At 64.8% G+C, this 13,214-nt stretch carries 15 protein-coding genes and 2 tRNA genes; 6 read left to right on the forward strand and 11 right to left on the reverse strand.

Annotated features, from left to right (window positions below):
* The gene (locus DIE16_RS13440; protein WP_124892421.1) at nt 1–288 is read left to right on the forward strand and encodes a PAAR domain-containing protein; all 288 of its coding nucleotides are present in this window, start codon (nt 1–3) and stop codon (nt 286–288) included.
* Nucleotides 289–1,129: 841 nt separating this feature from the next.
* Here DIE16_RS13440 and DIE16_RS13445 read toward each other — a convergent pair.
* Complete coding sequence (locus tag DIE16_RS13445) at nt 1,130–1,417, reverse strand: transcriptional regulator domain-containing protein (RefSeq protein ID WP_124892422.1); 288 nt, start codon at nt 1,415–1,417, stop codon at nt 1,130–1,132.
* Nucleotides 1,418–1,525: 108 nt separating this feature from the next.
* Nucleotides 1,526–1,602: transfer RNA gene (locus DIE16_RS13450), tRNA-Pro, on the reverse strand.
* Between the two features lie 163 nt (nt 1,603–1,765).
* On the opposite strand from DIE16_RS13450, the gene sixA reads away from it, so the two are divergent.
* Nucleotides 1,766–2,227: a phosphohistidine phosphatase SixA gene (gene sixA / locus DIE16_RS13455; RefSeq protein WP_044844883.1), complete on the forward strand. Its 462-nt coding sequence runs from the start codon at nt 1,766–1,768 to the stop codon at nt 2,225–2,227.
* A gap of 159 nt (nt 2,228–2,386) precedes the next feature.
* Nucleotides 2,387–3,193, forward strand: a complete 807-nt coding sequence (locus DIE16_RS13460) for a GNAT family N-acetyltransferase (protein ID WP_044844882.1) — start codon at nt 2,387–2,389, stop codon at nt 3,191–3,193.
* 208 nt (nt 3,194–3,401) lie between these two features.
* Here DIE16_RS13460 and DIE16_RS36585 read toward each other — a convergent pair whose 3' ends face one another.
* Nucleotides 3,402–3,572 carry a hypothetical protein gene (locus DIE16_RS36585; RefSeq protein ID WP_014897413.1) on the reverse strand — a complete coding sequence of 57 codons (171 nt, stop codon included), beginning with the start codon at nt 3,570–3,572 and terminating at the stop codon, nt 3,402–3,404.
* A gap of 135 nt (nt 3,573–3,707) precedes the next feature.
* On the opposite strand from DIE16_RS36585, the gene DIE16_RS13465 reads away from it, so the two are divergent.
* The gene (locus tag DIE16_RS13465) at nt 3,708–3,893 is read left to right on the forward strand and encodes a hypothetical protein (protein WP_124487592.1); all 186 of its coding nucleotides are present in this window, start codon (nt 3,708–3,710) and stop codon (nt 3,891–3,893) included.
* Nucleotides 3,894–3,918: 25 nt separating this feature from the next.
* Here DIE16_RS13465 and DIE16_RS13470 read toward each other — a convergent pair whose 3' ends face one another.
* The 5 genes from DIE16_RS13470 to DIE16_RS13490 all read right to left on the reverse strand — a co-directional run bounded on the left by DIE16_RS13470 (nt 3,919) and on the right by DIE16_RS13490 (nt 9,451).
* Complete coding sequence (locus tag DIE16_RS13470) at nt 3,919–5,289, reverse strand: MATE family efflux transporter (RefSeq protein ID WP_124892423.1); 1,371 nt, start codon at nt 5,287–5,289, stop codon at nt 3,919–3,921.
* Between the two features lie 10 nt (nt 5,290–5,299).
* Nucleotides 5,300–5,626, reverse strand: a complete 327-nt coding sequence (locus tag DIE16_RS13475) for a DUF2288 domain-containing protein (protein WP_124892424.1) — start codon at nt 5,624–5,626, stop codon at nt 5,300–5,302.
* Between the two features lie 83 nt (nt 5,627–5,709).
* Nucleotides 5,710–7,329 (reverse strand): acyl-CoA synthetase, encoded by a 1,620-nt coding sequence (locus DIE16_RS13480; RefSeq protein ID WP_124892425.1) that lies wholly within the window; start codon nt 7,327–7,329, stop codon nt 5,710–5,712.
* Between the two features lie 384 nt (nt 7,330–7,713).
* Nucleotides 7,714–8,406, reverse strand: a complete 693-nt coding sequence (locus DIE16_RS13485) for a peptidoglycan DD-metalloendopeptidase family protein (protein WP_124892426.1) — start codon at nt 8,404–8,406, stop codon at nt 7,714–7,716.
* A gap of 133 nt (nt 8,407–8,539) precedes the next feature.
* Nucleotides 8,540–9,451, reverse strand: coding sequence for an aldose epimerase (locus tag DIE16_RS13490; protein WP_124892427.1), 912 nt, complete (start codon nt 9,449–9,451; stop codon nt 8,540–8,542).
* 486 nt (nt 9,452–9,937) lie between these two features.
* On the opposite strand from DIE16_RS13490, the gene DIE16_RS13495 reads away from it, so the two are divergent.
* Nucleotides 9,938–10,768: an undecaprenyl-diphosphate phosphatase gene (locus tag DIE16_RS13495; RefSeq protein ID WP_124487597.1), complete on the forward strand. Its 831-nt coding sequence runs from the start codon at nt 9,938–9,940 to the stop codon at nt 10,766–10,768.
* 191 nt (nt 10,769–10,959) lie between these two features.
* Nucleotides 10,960–11,036: transfer RNA gene (locus DIE16_RS13500), tRNA-Arg, on the forward strand.
* A 134-nt stretch (nt 11,037–11,170) separates the two neighbouring features.
* Here the strand turns inward: DIE16_RS13500 and DIE16_RS13505 are convergent.
* From DIE16_RS13505 to DIE16_RS13515, 3 genes are all read right to left on the reverse strand, one after another.
* On the reverse strand, nt 11,171–11,821 hold the full coding sequence (locus tag DIE16_RS13505; protein ID WP_124892428.1) for a hypothetical protein: 651 nt from the start codon (nt 11,819–11,821) through the stop codon (nt 11,171–11,173).
* A 75-nt stretch (nt 11,822–11,896) separates the two neighbouring features.
* Nucleotides 11,897–12,340 carry a hypothetical protein gene (locus DIE16_RS13510; protein ID WP_124892429.1) on the reverse strand — a complete coding sequence of 148 codons (444 nt, stop codon included), beginning with the start codon at nt 12,338–12,340 and terminating at the stop codon, nt 11,897–11,899.
* An 89-nt stretch (nt 12,341–12,429) separates the two neighbouring features.
* On the reverse strand, nt 12,430–13,140 hold the full coding sequence (locus tag DIE16_RS13515) for a DUF4145 domain-containing protein (RefSeq protein ID WP_124892430.1): 711 nt from the start codon (nt 13,138–13,140) through the stop codon (nt 12,430–12,432).
* Between the last annotated feature and the right edge of the window lie 74 nt (nt 13,141–13,214).

Consider the following 13,214-nt stretch of genomic DNA (forward strand, 5'->3'; position numbering starts at 1 on the left):
ATGAGGCGATATGACATCGTGAAAGGTGACACGACGACGGTCGGTGGCATCGTGCAGGGAGGCGACGGACAGGACATATTGCATGGTCGCGAACAAGCGTACGAGCACGATCCGGTGTGGTGCCCAGTGTGCAAGACAGTTGGCATGATTGTATGCGACGGCCCACGCCATTCGAGCACCGGGCGGGATGGTCGGCAGTCGGCGCTGAGTGACGACCTCTGTCGGTGCGCATGTCCGACGCCGCCGAAGCTGGTGGCGTCACAGTCGGTATCGTATATCGAGGTCTGAGCGACGGAGAGCGACATGCTCCGAACGATCGCAGCTCGGGTTGTACTGCTGGTGCTGGCAGTGGGTGTTACCGGGTGCGCGTCGACCGGAATATTGAACGGCGCCCTATAGTTCTCCGTATTCGATACTAGGCCGACTTTTACACCTCACGATATGCCCCGCCCACGAAATCACGGATAGGTCCCGACTGAGTGAATTTCGTAGGGTTCTTCGCCTCACTCTCGCGCTTGCGTTGCGATCCGCGTTGAGATGATGTCGCAGTCGATGCATTTGAGCGTCGCGGACGGCAAGGATAAGTGCGCTTTTTCCGTCGGCGTTGTACCGATTGTGCAAGTTGCGGCGGACGGCGAATCCACCGCAACTTGCACAAGCCATACAACCGGTACAACTCGCCGATCCGCGGCGGACGATCGCTCGGCTCGTCATCGGCGGCATCGTCATCGCTCTCATCTTCGGCGTCGCTCCAACCGAGGAAAGGAACCACAGGTCACGCCACCCTTCAGGCGGATCAACATCCGCGTCGATGTCCGTGCTAAGCGTCAAGTTGTCTTGGCGGCGCTTCACGGTCGAGTTGTCGACGCCCATCCAGTCCGCGATCGTATCGAGGTGCTCGCCTTCACGACGCGCAAACTAGATTGCACGATCTTCGGCCTTCGCGGCGATAAACACGCTGGACGTTGACGCCCGGTCGCTACCCTGATAGCTGATCTCAGGCATCGTGCGGCCGATGCTGTTGGCGTGCTGGCTTTCCAACGACAGAGCCGTGATCGAACGCGATGGAGGCGCCCGGCCCGGGTTCGCACTTGGATGCCCCAGCGCAGGCGGATATGATCCTTGATGGTCAGTACGGAGTGTTGTGGATGAGCTTGCGAATAGGCCCAGTACGGCATGTCGGAGGCGACTGGTAATGGGTTAGCGGCATATCGTCGAACGGCCGTGCGGGCACGTCGGCGAAGGCGTCTCCCCACTTTTGGTGGTCGCCCTGATACTCGCGGTTGCGGCGAAGGAATTCCCAAGCCCATGCCGACGCGTCGGCCATGTCGTCGGGAGGGTAATTGTTCTCGTCGCTCCGGTCAGCGCGATGGACGAATGCAGCTGGTTGTGCGGCCGAGTCGGTAGGGGCTGCCATTGCGGTGATTCCTTCTGGAAGTCGCCCCAGGTGGTAGCAAAATAGTAGCAACGGCTTGGCATTGCGCCAAAGAAAAAGGGGTTAGCATCAGCTAACCCCTTGATTCCTTGGTCGGAGCGAAAGGATTCGAACCTTCGACCCTCTGATCCCAAATCAGATGCGCTACCAGGCTGCGCTACGCTCCGACGAGCCAAAGATTCTATCGTCTAATGGGTGGCCGGGTCAATCACGTTTTGCATACGGCGCACATCATCACGAACCGCTCGCGATTGGCGACAATTCGAAGTGTGATCGTCCGGCCCGCGGGTGGTCGGCCGAACCATTCGTCGAAGCATGGAAGGAGACATCATGATGAACCTGATCCTGTGGCGCCACGCCGAAGCCGAAGACTACGCGGCAAACGACCTCGCACGCCAGTTGACGGCCCGCGGGCGCAAGGAAGCGCAGGCCATGGCCAAATGGCTGCGCAGCCGGCTCGAGTCGAACAGCGTGATCCTCGCGAGCCCGGCGGCGCGCACCGTGCAGACGGTCGAGGCGCTGACCGACCAGTACCGGACCGTCGATGCGCTCGCGCCGGGCGGTAGCGTCGACGACGTGCTGGCCGCCGCCGGCTGGCCGGACGGCATCGCGCCGACGGTCGTGATCGTCGGACACCAGCCGACGCTCGGCAGCGTCGCGGCGCAATTGATGGCCGGCAACGACGACAGCTGGAGCATCAAGAAGGGCGGCATCGTGTGGCTCGCGAGCCGCACGCGCGACGGCAACCATCAGGCCGTACTGCGCGCGGTACTGACGCCGGAGCTGGCCTGAAGGGGTTTGCGGGCTTTGATCATACGGTTTCGCAAGCTTTCTGCTAAAGTCAATTCGGCGACACGTCATTGAAAGGACACGGTCGTGCCACAGAACGGTAACGACCGGTTACTACATTGGCTGGCATGTCGTCCTATTCCTTACGATCAGGAAAGCCTAATGCGAGAACTGCCGACGCCTACGCTCCCTTTTGCCTCGCTTCCCCTCGACACGACGCGGCGTCACCTGCCGCGCGCTGCTGAAACCGTCACATCCGAGTACCGTCTGCGTGCCGCCTGGGCGCGCACGGAAGACGAACTGCGCGAGGCCCAACGCCTGCGCTACACCGTGTTCGCCGAAGAGATGGGCGCGCAGGTCAGCGGTCCGTCCGGTCTCGACGTCGATCCGTTCGATGCCTACTGCGACCATCTGCTGGTGCGCGATCTCGACACGCTGAAGGTGGTCGGTACGTACCGCGTGCTGCCGCCGCACGAGGCCGCTCGGGTCGGCCGCCTGTATGCCGAAGGCGAATTCGACCTGTCGCGCCTCACGCACCTGCGCGGCAAGATGGTCGAGGTCGGCCGCTCGTGCGTGCACAGCGACTACCGCAGCGGCGCCGTCATCATGGCGCTGTGGGGCGGTCTCGGCGCATACATGATGCAAAACGGCTACGAGACGATGCTCGGCTGCGCGAGCGTATCGATGGCCGACGGCGGCCATTACGCGGCGAACCTGTATCAGTCGCTGCCGGCGAACGCGCTGACGGCGCCTGAATACCGTGCGTTCCCGCACACGGCGCTGCCGGTCGACGAACTGCAGACGGGCACCGTCGTCGCGCCGCCGCCGCTGATCAAGGGCTATCTGCGTCTCGGTGCGAAGATTTGCGGCGCGCCGGCGTGGGATCCCGATTTCAACTGCGCGGACTTCCTGACGCTGTTCCGGCTGTCGGACATCAACGCCCGCTACGCCCGGCACTTCCTGGGCTGAGCCATCCCGATCGCGGCGCGCTGCTCCAGGCGCGCGCAAGCGAACGCCGTCGCGCGGCAGGTTGTCGCGCGACGGCGTTCGACCATTCCGGGGATGTTGTCTTATCCGACCCTGTTAATTCGAGCGATATGCGCCGACCACCGTGCGGGTGGGCGCACGTTCGGAGCGGGCCCCGCGCGCGGCGGCCCGGACGACACGGCGGGCTTGCCTAGTGCTTGCGCCGCCAGTCGAGCAGATGGTGTTCGGCCATCCAGTGATGGATCATCCCTTCGCCGCCATGGTTGCGCTTGTATTCGCGCGACTCGAAATAGGACAGGGCGACGAGCACCATCAGGCCGATGAACAGGCCGATCAGGCCGGCAATCTCTTCAGACGACATGGCTGCCTCCTTTCAACGGCACAGCGCCATGGATTCATATTAGGACACGCGCGGGACGATCCCTAACCCGGAATTCCGCTAGACTCGGCGCGGTCCTGGCGCGCGATGGGCGCGCCGTTTTACGGAGCCTTCCCGATGACCCGTTTCATGCTGGCCGTGCTGGCCGCGTCCATTCTTGCCGGCTGTGCCAGCGATCCCCGCCAGGCCCGTCGCGGCCACCCGCCACAAGATCCGGCCGATTACCACGGTGTGCCGACCGACATGACGCCGCCGTCGATGCTCGGCGAGCCGGCGCCGTCGGCACCCGCAGCCGTGCAGTGACGATGGCGGCAGGCCTTCGCGGCCGTCAGGTTCCGGCCGCGGCTGCGTCGGCGCCGATCCGCCGCGTCAGCGCCGGCAGGTAGCGCGCGAGCGTCGCGCCGCGCGCGACCATGAACAGCAGCAGCGCGAACCACAGCCCGTGATTGCCGAACGGGCCGACGGCCGCCAGCGTCGCGGCGATGAAGATCGCGAACGACGCGACCATCGCACGCATCAGCGATTGCGTCTGCGTCGCGCCAATGAACACGCCGTCGAGCAGGAATCCCCACACGGACACGATCGGCGAGACCGCCGCCCAGGGCAGGTAGCGCAGCGCGACCGCGCGGATCTCGGCCTGGTCGGTCAGCCGCGCGACGATCCAGCCGCCCGCGACCCAGTAGACGAGCGCGAACAGCAGCGCGCCGAGCGCGGACCACAGCAGCGTGACGCGCACGGCCTGCCGGAAGGCGGCGCGGTCGCGCGCGCCGGCGGCGGCGCCGACGAGCGCCTCGGCCGCATGCGCGAAACCGTCGAGTCCATAGGCCATGAAGGTCTGGAAATTCAGTAGCAGTGCGTTGGCCGCGAGCGTCGCGTCGCCCTGTCTGGCGCCGAGATGCGCGAACCAGCCGAACGCGCCGAGCAGGCACAGCGTGCGCAGGAAGATGTCGCGATTGAGCGCGATCAGCCGCTTGAGCGCCGCACGGTCCGCGAGCGCCCGCGCGGCCAGCGCCGCGAGGCCGCGCGGCCGCAGCCGCCACAGCATCCAGGCGCCGAGCGCGAAGCCGCATGCGTCGGCGGTCGCGGTCGCCGCACCGATTCCGGCGATGCCCCAGCCGAAGCCGTACACGTAGAGCAGCACGGCCCCGATATTCACCGCATTGATGAAGACCTGCGCGACGAGCGCGAGCCGTACGCGTTGCACGCCGAGCAGGTAGCCGAGCACGACGTAGTTCGCGAGCGCGAACGGCGCGCTCCAGATCCGTGCGTGGCCATAGGCCAGCGCCGTCGCGCGCACGGCCTCGCTGCCGCCCAGCGCGGTCAGCGCGAACGACAGCAGCGGCACCTGCAGCGCGAGCACGGCGGTGCCGAGCGCGAACGCGACGATCAGCGCGCGCAGCACGTTCAGCCGGATGCCGGCGGCGTCGCCGGCGCCGTGCGCCTGCGCGACGAGGCCGGTCGTGCCCATGCGCAGGAAGCCGAAGCCCCAGAACACGAAATTGAAGAACAGCCCGCCGAGCGCGACGCCGCCGAGATACTGCGCGCCGTCGAGGTGGCCGGCGACAGCCGTGTCGACCGCGCCGAGGATCGGCTGGGTCAGGTTTGCGAGGACGATCGGGAAGGCGAGCGCAAGGACGCGCCGGTGCGAGACGGCGGCCGACCCGGTGCCGGCCCCGTGCGGTAATGCGGATTCGGACATGGCGAACGCGTCAGGCGCGTTCCTGCACGCAGACCCACGGCGACACGACGACCGCCCACAGCTCCGGATTGCGCGCCGCGAAGTCGGCGGCGGTTTCCGCCGGCATGCGTGCGACGAGGCCGGACGACAGCCAGCGCGTGACCTGTTGCGCGTCGTCGCCGGCGATCGCTTCCGCGACGCTCACGAGATCGAGATCGTGTGCAACCGACAGCAGCTTGCCCTGTGCGAAGAAGCGCTCGAGATCGCACCAGTCGATCTTGGCGGTTTCGCCCAGGAGTTTGGCGTAAAGCGGGCTGTGCGACGCGCCCGCGGCGGATTCGTGTTGGTGGGAGGACATCGGTTGTGTGCTGGAAAGACTGCGTGGCGCCACTATAAACCATCCGGGCGCGCGGCCGGCCGCCCGGTACGGCCACGACCGTTTCAGGCGTCGCGCAACGCGCGCCGCACGATCTTGCCGGTCGGCGTCATCGGCAGGCCGTCGACGAACGCGATCGCGCGCGGGTACTCGTGCGCGGCCAGGCGCGTGCGCACGTGCGCCTGCAGCGCCTGCACGAGCGCGTCGTCGCCGACGTGGCCGGGGTTCAGCACGACGAACGCCTTGACGATCTCGGTGCGCGTCGGGTCGGGGACGCCGACGACGGCCGCCATCCGTACCGCCGGATGCGTGAGCAGGCAGTCCTCGATCGGCCCCGGGCCGATCCGGTAGCCGGCGCTCGTGATCACGTCGTCGTCGCGGCCGACGAAGCGCACGAAGCCGTCGGCGTCGATCGTGCCGGTGTCGCCGGTGAGCAGGTAGTCGCCCGCGAACTTGTCGCGCGTGGCGGCGGGATTGCGCCAGTATTCGATAAACATCACCGGGTCGGGGCGGCGCACCGCGATGCGCCCCTCGACGCCGGGCGGCAGCGGCGTACCGTGCTCGTCGACGATCGCGACCGCGTGGCCGGGCACGGCCTTGCCGATCGCACCGGGCTGCGCATCGAACAGCGCCGCGCACGACGACAGCACCATGTTGCACTCGGTCTGTCCGTAGAACTCGTTGATCGTCACGCCGAGCGCGTCGCGCCCCCAGGCCGTCAGCCCGGCGCCGAGGGATTCTCCACCGCTCGCGACCGATTTCAGCGCCAGCGCGTGGCGCTCGCGCGGCGCCGGCACCGCGCGCATCAGCTTCAGCGCGGTGGGCGGCAGGAACGCGTGGGTCACGCCGTGCCGCGCCATCAGCGCGAACGCGGCTTCGCCGTCGAACTTCTCGAAGCGGCGCGCGAGCACGGGCACGCCGTGATGCCATGACGGCAGCAGCACGTCGAGCAGCCCGCCGATCCATGCCCAGTCGGCGGGCGTCCAGAACAGGCGTGCGTCGCGCGGGAAGCATTGCTGCGACATCTCGACGCCCGGCAGATGGCCCAGCAGCACGCGATGCGCATGGAGCGCGCCTTTCGGCTTGCCGGTCGTCCCGGACGTGTAGATGATCACCGCCGGATCGTCGGCCGCGGTGTCCGCCGGCACGAAGTCCGGCGATTCGTCGGCGAGCGCGGCGTCGAAGCGCTGCACGCCGGGGGCGTCGGGTGCATCGTCGCCGATGCAGTAGCACGTGCGCAGCATCGGCAGTTGCGCGCGCAGCGACGCGATCTTCGCGTAACCGGCTGCGTCGGTGACGAGCACGGCGGCTTCGCTGTTCGCGAGCCGGTATTCGAGTGCGTCGGCGCCGAACAGCGTGAACAGCGGCACCGCGATCGCGCCGAGCTTGTACGCGGCGATATGCGCGATCGCTGTTTCCGGACCCTGTGCGAGGAAGATCGCGATCCGGTCGCCGCGTTGCAAACCTGCCCGCGCGAGGCTGTTCGCGAAACGGTTAGAAGCATTCTTCAGGTCGTCGAACGTGAGGCGCGACACGTCGCCTTGCGCCGTTTCGTGGATCAGCGCGAGCCGTCCGCTGCCGTCGGCCCACTTGTCGCAGACGTCCACGCCGATGTTGTAACGGGCCGGAACGTCCCACCGGAAGCGGGCGAGCAGGTCGTCGTAGCGGTCGGCGGCGGGCAGCATGCGAGTCTCCTTGGCGTCGATCGTCGGCATCGGTCGATAGATTACATCGGCATTTCACGCGACCGAAACCACAATGGCGTCTGATAGATAGGGAATGTGCGGACTCGTGCAACGGGTGCGGCTCAGTGCACGATTCCGTCATGACGCATAAGATCACGACAAAACAGTGATATGACCATGGATTTGCTTCTGATAGCTGCGGGGTTCAGCCTCTTCGGAATCGGGGCGCTGGTGGCGTTCGCCAGCCGCGTCGATCCGCTGTCCGGCCGGTTCACCGGCCGTCTGCGCAAGCGCTGACACAACCTTCCCGTTCTCCCTCGCGACGACATGCGATGCGTGCCGGCATCGCGTGTCGTCCGTCGTCTGCCGTCGACGCTGGCGCGCTCAGCGCGCCGGCAGGTAGCGTGCCGGATCGATCGAGCGGCCACCGTAGCGCAGCTCGAAGTGCAGCGCGGTGCGATCGCTGTCGCTGTTGCCCATCTCCGCGATCGTCTGCCCCTGCGTGACCGGCTGGCCTTCCTTCACGAGCAGCGCACGGTTGTGCGCGTAGGCCGTCAGGTAATCGGCGTTGTGCTTGAGGATGATCAGGTTGCCGTAGCCGCGCAATCCGTTGCCCGCATAGACGACGGTGCCCGGCGCGGCGGCCAGCACCGGCGTGCCCGCAGCGTTCGCGATATCGATGCCCTTGGATTTCGAGCCGTCGAAGCTGCGCACCACGTTGCCGGCGGCCGGCCAGATCAGTGCGATGCTGGTGGCCGGCTTGACCGCCGATTCGACCGGCGCGGAAGGCGTGGGGCGGCTGCGGCCCGCGCTGCCGGTGCCGGTGGTCGACGCGGTCGTCGTGCCGGGCGGCGGCGCGACCCGCAGCACCTGGCCGACCTCGATCGCGTCGGGGTTCGTGATCTGGTTCCAGCGCACGATGTTGGCCGTCGACGTGCGATTCTCGCGTGCGATCTTGTAGAGCGTGTCGCCGCGCTCGACGCGGTAGTAACCCGGGCCGACGGGAGCGGAGCCGCACGCGACGAGCAGCGCGGCGCAGGCGGCCGCGAAGAGCCGCTTCGTTGTTGTTCCGATCATTGAACCTCGCAAAACCCTGCCGCGCGCGACGCGGCAGGCGATACAAAACGTCCGATTTTAACGGGTTCGACCCGCGCACCGCAGTTTCGGGCCGCGGGCGCGGCCGGCGCGCACCGGTTCGGCGCGGCCGGTGTCAGCCGGCGAGCGGCAGCACGCGAATCCGCAGTGTGGCCGTTTCCGTCGCGCCCGGCGCGAGCATGCGCAGCCCGAGGCCGTTGTGGATCGCGTCCGGCAGGCCGAGCCAAGGCTCGACGCAGTAGAAGTCCGATTCCGGTTTTTCCGTCCAGGTCGTGACCGCGTACCACGGGATCGAGCCCGGTACGTCGAGCGCGATCTCGATCGTGCGGCGGCGGCCCGGCATCACGATGCGTACCGGCGTGGACGGCGCGCCGTCGAGACAGTGGAAGCGGTCGAGGATGTCCGGATCGCCGAGGCTGTACGACGCTGCGCCGGGCTCGAGCGGGCTGATCGAGCCGTCGGCGCGCTGCATGCAGCGGCGCGTCGGCGGCAGCTCGAGCGTGGTTTCTGCACGTTCGCCGTGCGGCAGCGCGAAATAGAAATGATGGCCCGCGTAGTAGGGCAGCGGCGTGTCGCCGCGATTGGTCGTGGTGAGCGCGACGTCGAGCGTGTGCGCATCGGCGAGCCGGTAGGTCGTCTCGAACCGGAAATCGAACGGATAGCTGTCGCGCAGCGCGTCGTTCGAATCGAGCGTCATCGACAGCGCGGCGCCGTCGGCCGACGGGCGTGCCGCGAACGGCAGGTCGCGCGCGAAGCCGTGCATCGGCAGGTCGCGGACCACGCCGGCGGCATCGCGCCAGCGGCCCAGTTCGCCGTCGACGCGATGGCGGCCGAGGAACGGAAACAGCAGCGGATTGCCGCCGCGCACGCGCGCGAGGTTGCTCCAGTCGGCCGCGTCCGGCCAGAAGATGACCGGCTCGCCGTCGACGTGCCACGACAGCAGGCGGCCGCCGAATTGCGGGGCGACCCGAACGAGCGACGGGCCGGCGTGGAGTTCATGAATGTCGTGCTGCTGGAAGATCGGCATGGCGAATCGGTATGAACGGGTGGGCGGGGTGCGCGATGGCGCGCTCCATTATCGGGTTGCGACGCGGTCGGGGAAAACCCTTCTCGGGGAAATTGCGAGTTTTTCAACCTGCCGACGGTCTGGATAATGCCTCTAAACCGGTGATGTTGCCGGGTCATGACACTTCGTGGAGGGGGCCATGGATCTGGCAATGGCAATGGGAATCGCACTGTTCGGCATGTTCACCGGCAGCACGGTATTGTTTTTCTATCAGCTCGGCCGCTGACGGCAATTTCTGCCGGAATCGCAAGGCCCGCCATGCAAATGGCGGGCTTTTTGCTTTCTGCGTGCTTACAAATTGCAAGCGTTTGTGTGCATTGCCGCAATAACCAGTCAAATGCCTTGGCGCAGTAATCTGGGCTGGGCATAATCGGGGCGCGTTTTTTCGGACGCGCGATGCGTCGTCCGCTCTTCTACCCGACTGATCACCACCAAAAGGACCGACGCGTGAGTCTCTGGTTTCTGGTATTCCTGAGCGTCCTGCAGGGCGTTACCGAACTCTTCCCCGTCAGCAGTCTCGGCCACACGCTGCTCGTGCCCGCGCTGTTCGGCATGCACATCGACAAGCATGCGCCGCAGTTGCTGCCGTTCCTCGTCGCGCTGCACCTCGGCACCGCGCTCGCGCTGCTGTGGTATTTCCGTGCACGCTGGATCGCGCTGATCAGCGGCTTCTTCGCGCAGCTCGGCGGCCGCAAGAACGACGACGGGCACCTGATGTGGGCGCTGATCATCGGCACGATCCCGACCGGGATCGTCGGCCTGCTGCTCGAGAAGCGCATCGAGCGCGTGTTCCACGACCTGCGGATCGTCGCGATCGCGCTGATCATCAACGGCGTGCTGCTGTGGATCGGCGACCGGATTCAGCGCAGCCGTGCGCATCAACCGCCCGAGAAGATGACGTTCAAGCAGGCGTTCTTCGTGGGCCTGGCGCAGATCGGCGCGCTGATTCCGGGTTTCTCGCGCAGCGGGCTGACGATGATCGCCGGCAACGTGGCCGGGCTGACGGCGGAGAAGGCGGCGGAGTTTTCGTTCCTGCTCGGCACGCCGATCATTTTTGCCGCGGGCGTGCTCGAACTGCCGAAGCTGTTCCATGCGCGCGACCAGCTCGCGGATGCGCTGCTCGGCGGCGTGCTGACGGCGATCGCGGCTTATCTGAGCGTGCGGTTCCTGATGCGCTATTTCGAAGGGCGCGGGCGGCTGGCTTCGTTCGGCGTGTATTGCGTGATTGCCGGGGTGTTCTGTCTCGGCTGGTTCATGCTGCATCCGCAGCCGGTTTGAGGGTTGCGGTGCCGCCGGTCGCGCGTCGCGCGTGATGTGACGCGATGATCGGGTATAATTTCGGGCTCGGCTTCATGCCGGGCCCGTTTCGTTTCGGGGCTTCGAGTTTTGGGGTGTGGTGGTGGCGCTCGAAGCCTTTCGCGTGGAATGCGGTCCGGGTTTTGTCTTGTCGCCGTGTCTTTTCCCCTCGACCGCCCTTAGCTCAGTTGGATAGAGCAACGGCCTTCTAAGCCGTAGGTCACACGTTCGAATCGTGTAGGGCGGGCCAGAATTCTTCGCTTATTCAAGCATTTAGTCACGCGAGCGACAGTGGTTAACTTGGCTCCGTTCGCCGGTTAGTGTGAACGGAGTGTGAATGGATTCTACCCGATGACCGCTGATACTTTGCCGGATGCCGCGTCATCATTTGTTGAGCGCTTGGGTTAGCAGTGTTCCTCCAACGCCCAGCACTGCACCTATGACGGCCGATATCAAGTTAGCGAGGATGTCATCACGCTTGCGCTGCCAGAACGATTTCCGGGCATCACGTCGGATGCCATAAAACAAAGTGTCCCGTCTTGGGCCCGGCCTAAATACGGCTATGCACATCGCAAGACCGATACCGGCTACGCAGGCGAAGGGCACCACTTGCCACGATTTGTAGTGGAGCGCTGCTTGCCCGATTCCAAACCAACTTACGGCTCCCGAAATGAACACAACCCATCCTCGATCTCGGAGAGGTTTCGTGCCTTCGCAACCACTGAGAGTGGCGGCTACCCGCTGAAATAGGGCAACGCTTGCGTCACTGGTGTCGTATGTCGATACAGTTGCATACAGTCGGCCGTCACTCCGAAGAGTGGTGGAGGGATTGTTGCGGCTGATTCTTATCTCGCCTTTCCCGTTCTCCCCGAGGAATGCGAAGAGTTCCTCTGCATTGTCAAACTCATAGCTCCCACTGGTCATCTTTGGCGGGGCACCATCAATGGTCATGAGATCAATTACGACTTGTAATTCCTCTCTGAATACATGGCAGTAATGCAACTGTTTCTGATGGCCTTCTTCTATGCGTTTCATTTAATTTGGGCTGAAATGGGACTGCCGGATGGTAGCTGAACCAAATTCGGGGCGGTGGGCGGTGGGCGGTTGTCGTTATGCCTTGTCGGAAGGCGGCGGTGCGAGAAAGTTGAGCTCGCGAATCGGTGCCCGATTGCCACTTGGCTGAATGTCATCTCGCATTGCCTGAATAACAATATTTAACAGAGCGTCGTGTTGCTCGTCGCTTCGGTTGCTGTTGCGGTAGGTTATCTCGGCCTGAAATGCGTGAACAGCACCCAGCACTGCGGGAGAGGCGACCAAGGCGAGCGAGTTTACTGCATCGGCATAACGTTCTTGCGCGGACGGCGTGGAGCGCCCGGAGACGATGCCTGACAGCGCGACCATGAATTCCTGATAATGCCCAATCTTGGTCTGTCGCCAAGCCGCCTCGTGCTCCCGGCGTTGTGTAAGACGGGCGGTGACAATGACTCCGACGAGTGCAAACACGCCTGACGCGAGGGTGGCGAGGATGACCGGTAAAACGGCGGCGCTATTCATGGTATGCCTTAAAAACGACGGTGGACGTAATTATGCCGTTTGCCACTCAAACTGGCGGGCCGAAATCCGATAGAGATTTCTGCGCGGACTTACGCCACTCGCTCGCACGCGTGCGCCCCCGTGCGCGGGTGGATGCGTATCTCTAGCGGAGATCGGCTAGGAACTACCGTCCCGTTTTCTATCGCCCTGCGCGCACCTTCGGGCAGCGACGAGAACACTGCATCAACCATCTTGGGCCGTGTGATGCGGTCCTCGACTATCAGATTTACGAGCGCGAAAAGGCTATCGCATACCTCCGATACATCTTCGGAGTCCATCTTGCCGGGGTGAACAGCGTTATTCCCAATGACGCGGACTGCGTCGAGCGCTCGTTGGACCTGCACGGGAAGGCCGTTAGCGACAAGCCAACCAATCTGCTCGTTCAAGTTGTTGCCCTTGGCTTGTAGTTCGGCACAGAGCTTCTCGATGCATACCCGCAGGAGTGCGGATGCGCCACGCGGGGACAATGAAGCGATGTTCCGTGCTTCGTCATAGTCGGCAGCTACAGACTCGGGCATGTCTGCGTGTCCGATTGGAGCACTCACGGGTTTTGGGTAAATCATCGCGCCACGATTTGAGCTGTACTTGTCGTTCGCTTCTAACCAGTAGCTTGGCTGCACACAACTGATGCAAGTCGCTCGGTGTACCTCGACATAGTTGTCTCCGAGATGAAATTGGTCCCATCGCATTTGTGCGAGTACGTCGCACCTCGGGCAGTTGAAAGCACCGAGCTTGAACTTCGCAGCGATACGCTTCTGCATGTTGGTTCACCTCGCTTGACGGCGCGGTCGATGTCGGACGCGGCGAGAGCGGCGGGGCTCGACGTGGTGACGAC

Source organism: Burkholderia sp. Bp9090, assembly GCF_003857985.1.
In the GTDB taxonomy this organism is placed as follows: Bacteria; Pseudomonadota; Gammaproteobacteria; order Burkholderiales; family Burkholderiaceae; genus Burkholderia.

What these genes read in the sequence shown, in the direction of transcription:
- DIE16_RS13440 (WP_124892421.1), top strand. Translation starts at nt 1, where the DNA reads ATGAGGCGATATGACATCGTGAAAGGTGACACGACGACGGTCGGTGGC.
- DIE16_RS13445 (WP_124892422.1), bottom strand. Translation starts at nt 1,417, where the DNA reads ATGGCAGCCCCTACCGACTCGGCCGCACAACCAGCTGCATTCGTCCAT.
- sixA (WP_044844883.1), top strand. Translation starts at nt 1,766, where the DNA reads ATGATGAACCTGATCCTGTGGCGCCACGCCGAAGCCGAAGACTACGCG.
- DIE16_RS13460 (WP_044844882.1), top strand. Translation starts at nt 2,387, where the DNA reads ATGCGAGAACTGCCGACGCCTACGCTCCCTTTTGCCTCGCTTCCCCTC.
- DIE16_RS36585 (WP_014897413.1), bottom strand. Translation starts at nt 3,572, where the DNA reads ATGTCGTCTGAAGAGATTGCCGGCCTGATCGGCCTGTTCATCGGCCTG.
- DIE16_RS13465 (WP_124487592.1), top strand. Translation starts at nt 3,708, where the DNA reads ATGACCCGTTTCATGCTGGCCGTGCTGGCCGCGTCCATTCTTGCCGGC.
- DIE16_RS13470 (WP_124892423.1), bottom strand. Translation starts at nt 5,289, where the DNA reads ATGTCCGAATCCGCATTACCGCACGGGGCCGGCACCGGGTCGGCCGCC.
- DIE16_RS13475 (WP_124892424.1), bottom strand. Translation starts at nt 5,626, where the DNA reads ATGTCCTCCCACCAACACGAATCCGCCGCGGGCGCGTCGCACAGCCCG.
- DIE16_RS13480 (WP_124892425.1), bottom strand. Translation starts at nt 7,329, where the DNA reads ATGCTGCCCGCCGCCGACCGCTACGACGACCTGCTCGCCCGCTTCCGG.
- DIE16_RS13485 (WP_124892426.1), bottom strand. Translation starts at nt 8,406, where the DNA reads ATGATCGGAACAACAACGAAGCGGCTCTTCGCGGCCGCCTGCGCCGCG.
- DIE16_RS13490 (WP_124892427.1), bottom strand. Translation starts at nt 9,451, where the DNA reads ATGCCGATCTTCCAGCAGCACGACATTCATGAACTCCACGCCGGCCCG.
- DIE16_RS13505 (WP_124892428.1), bottom strand. Translation starts at nt 11,821, where the DNA reads ATGAAACGCATAGAAGAAGGCCATCAGAAACAGTTGCATTACTGCCAT.
- DIE16_RS13510 (WP_124892429.1), bottom strand. Translation starts at nt 12,340, where the DNA reads ATGAATAGCGCCGCCGTTTTACCGGTCATCCTCGCCACCCTCGCGTCA.
- DIE16_RS13515 (WP_124892430.1), bottom strand. Translation starts at nt 13,140, where the DNA reads ATGCAGAAGCGTATCGCTGCGAAGTTCAAGCTCGGTGCTTTCAACTGC.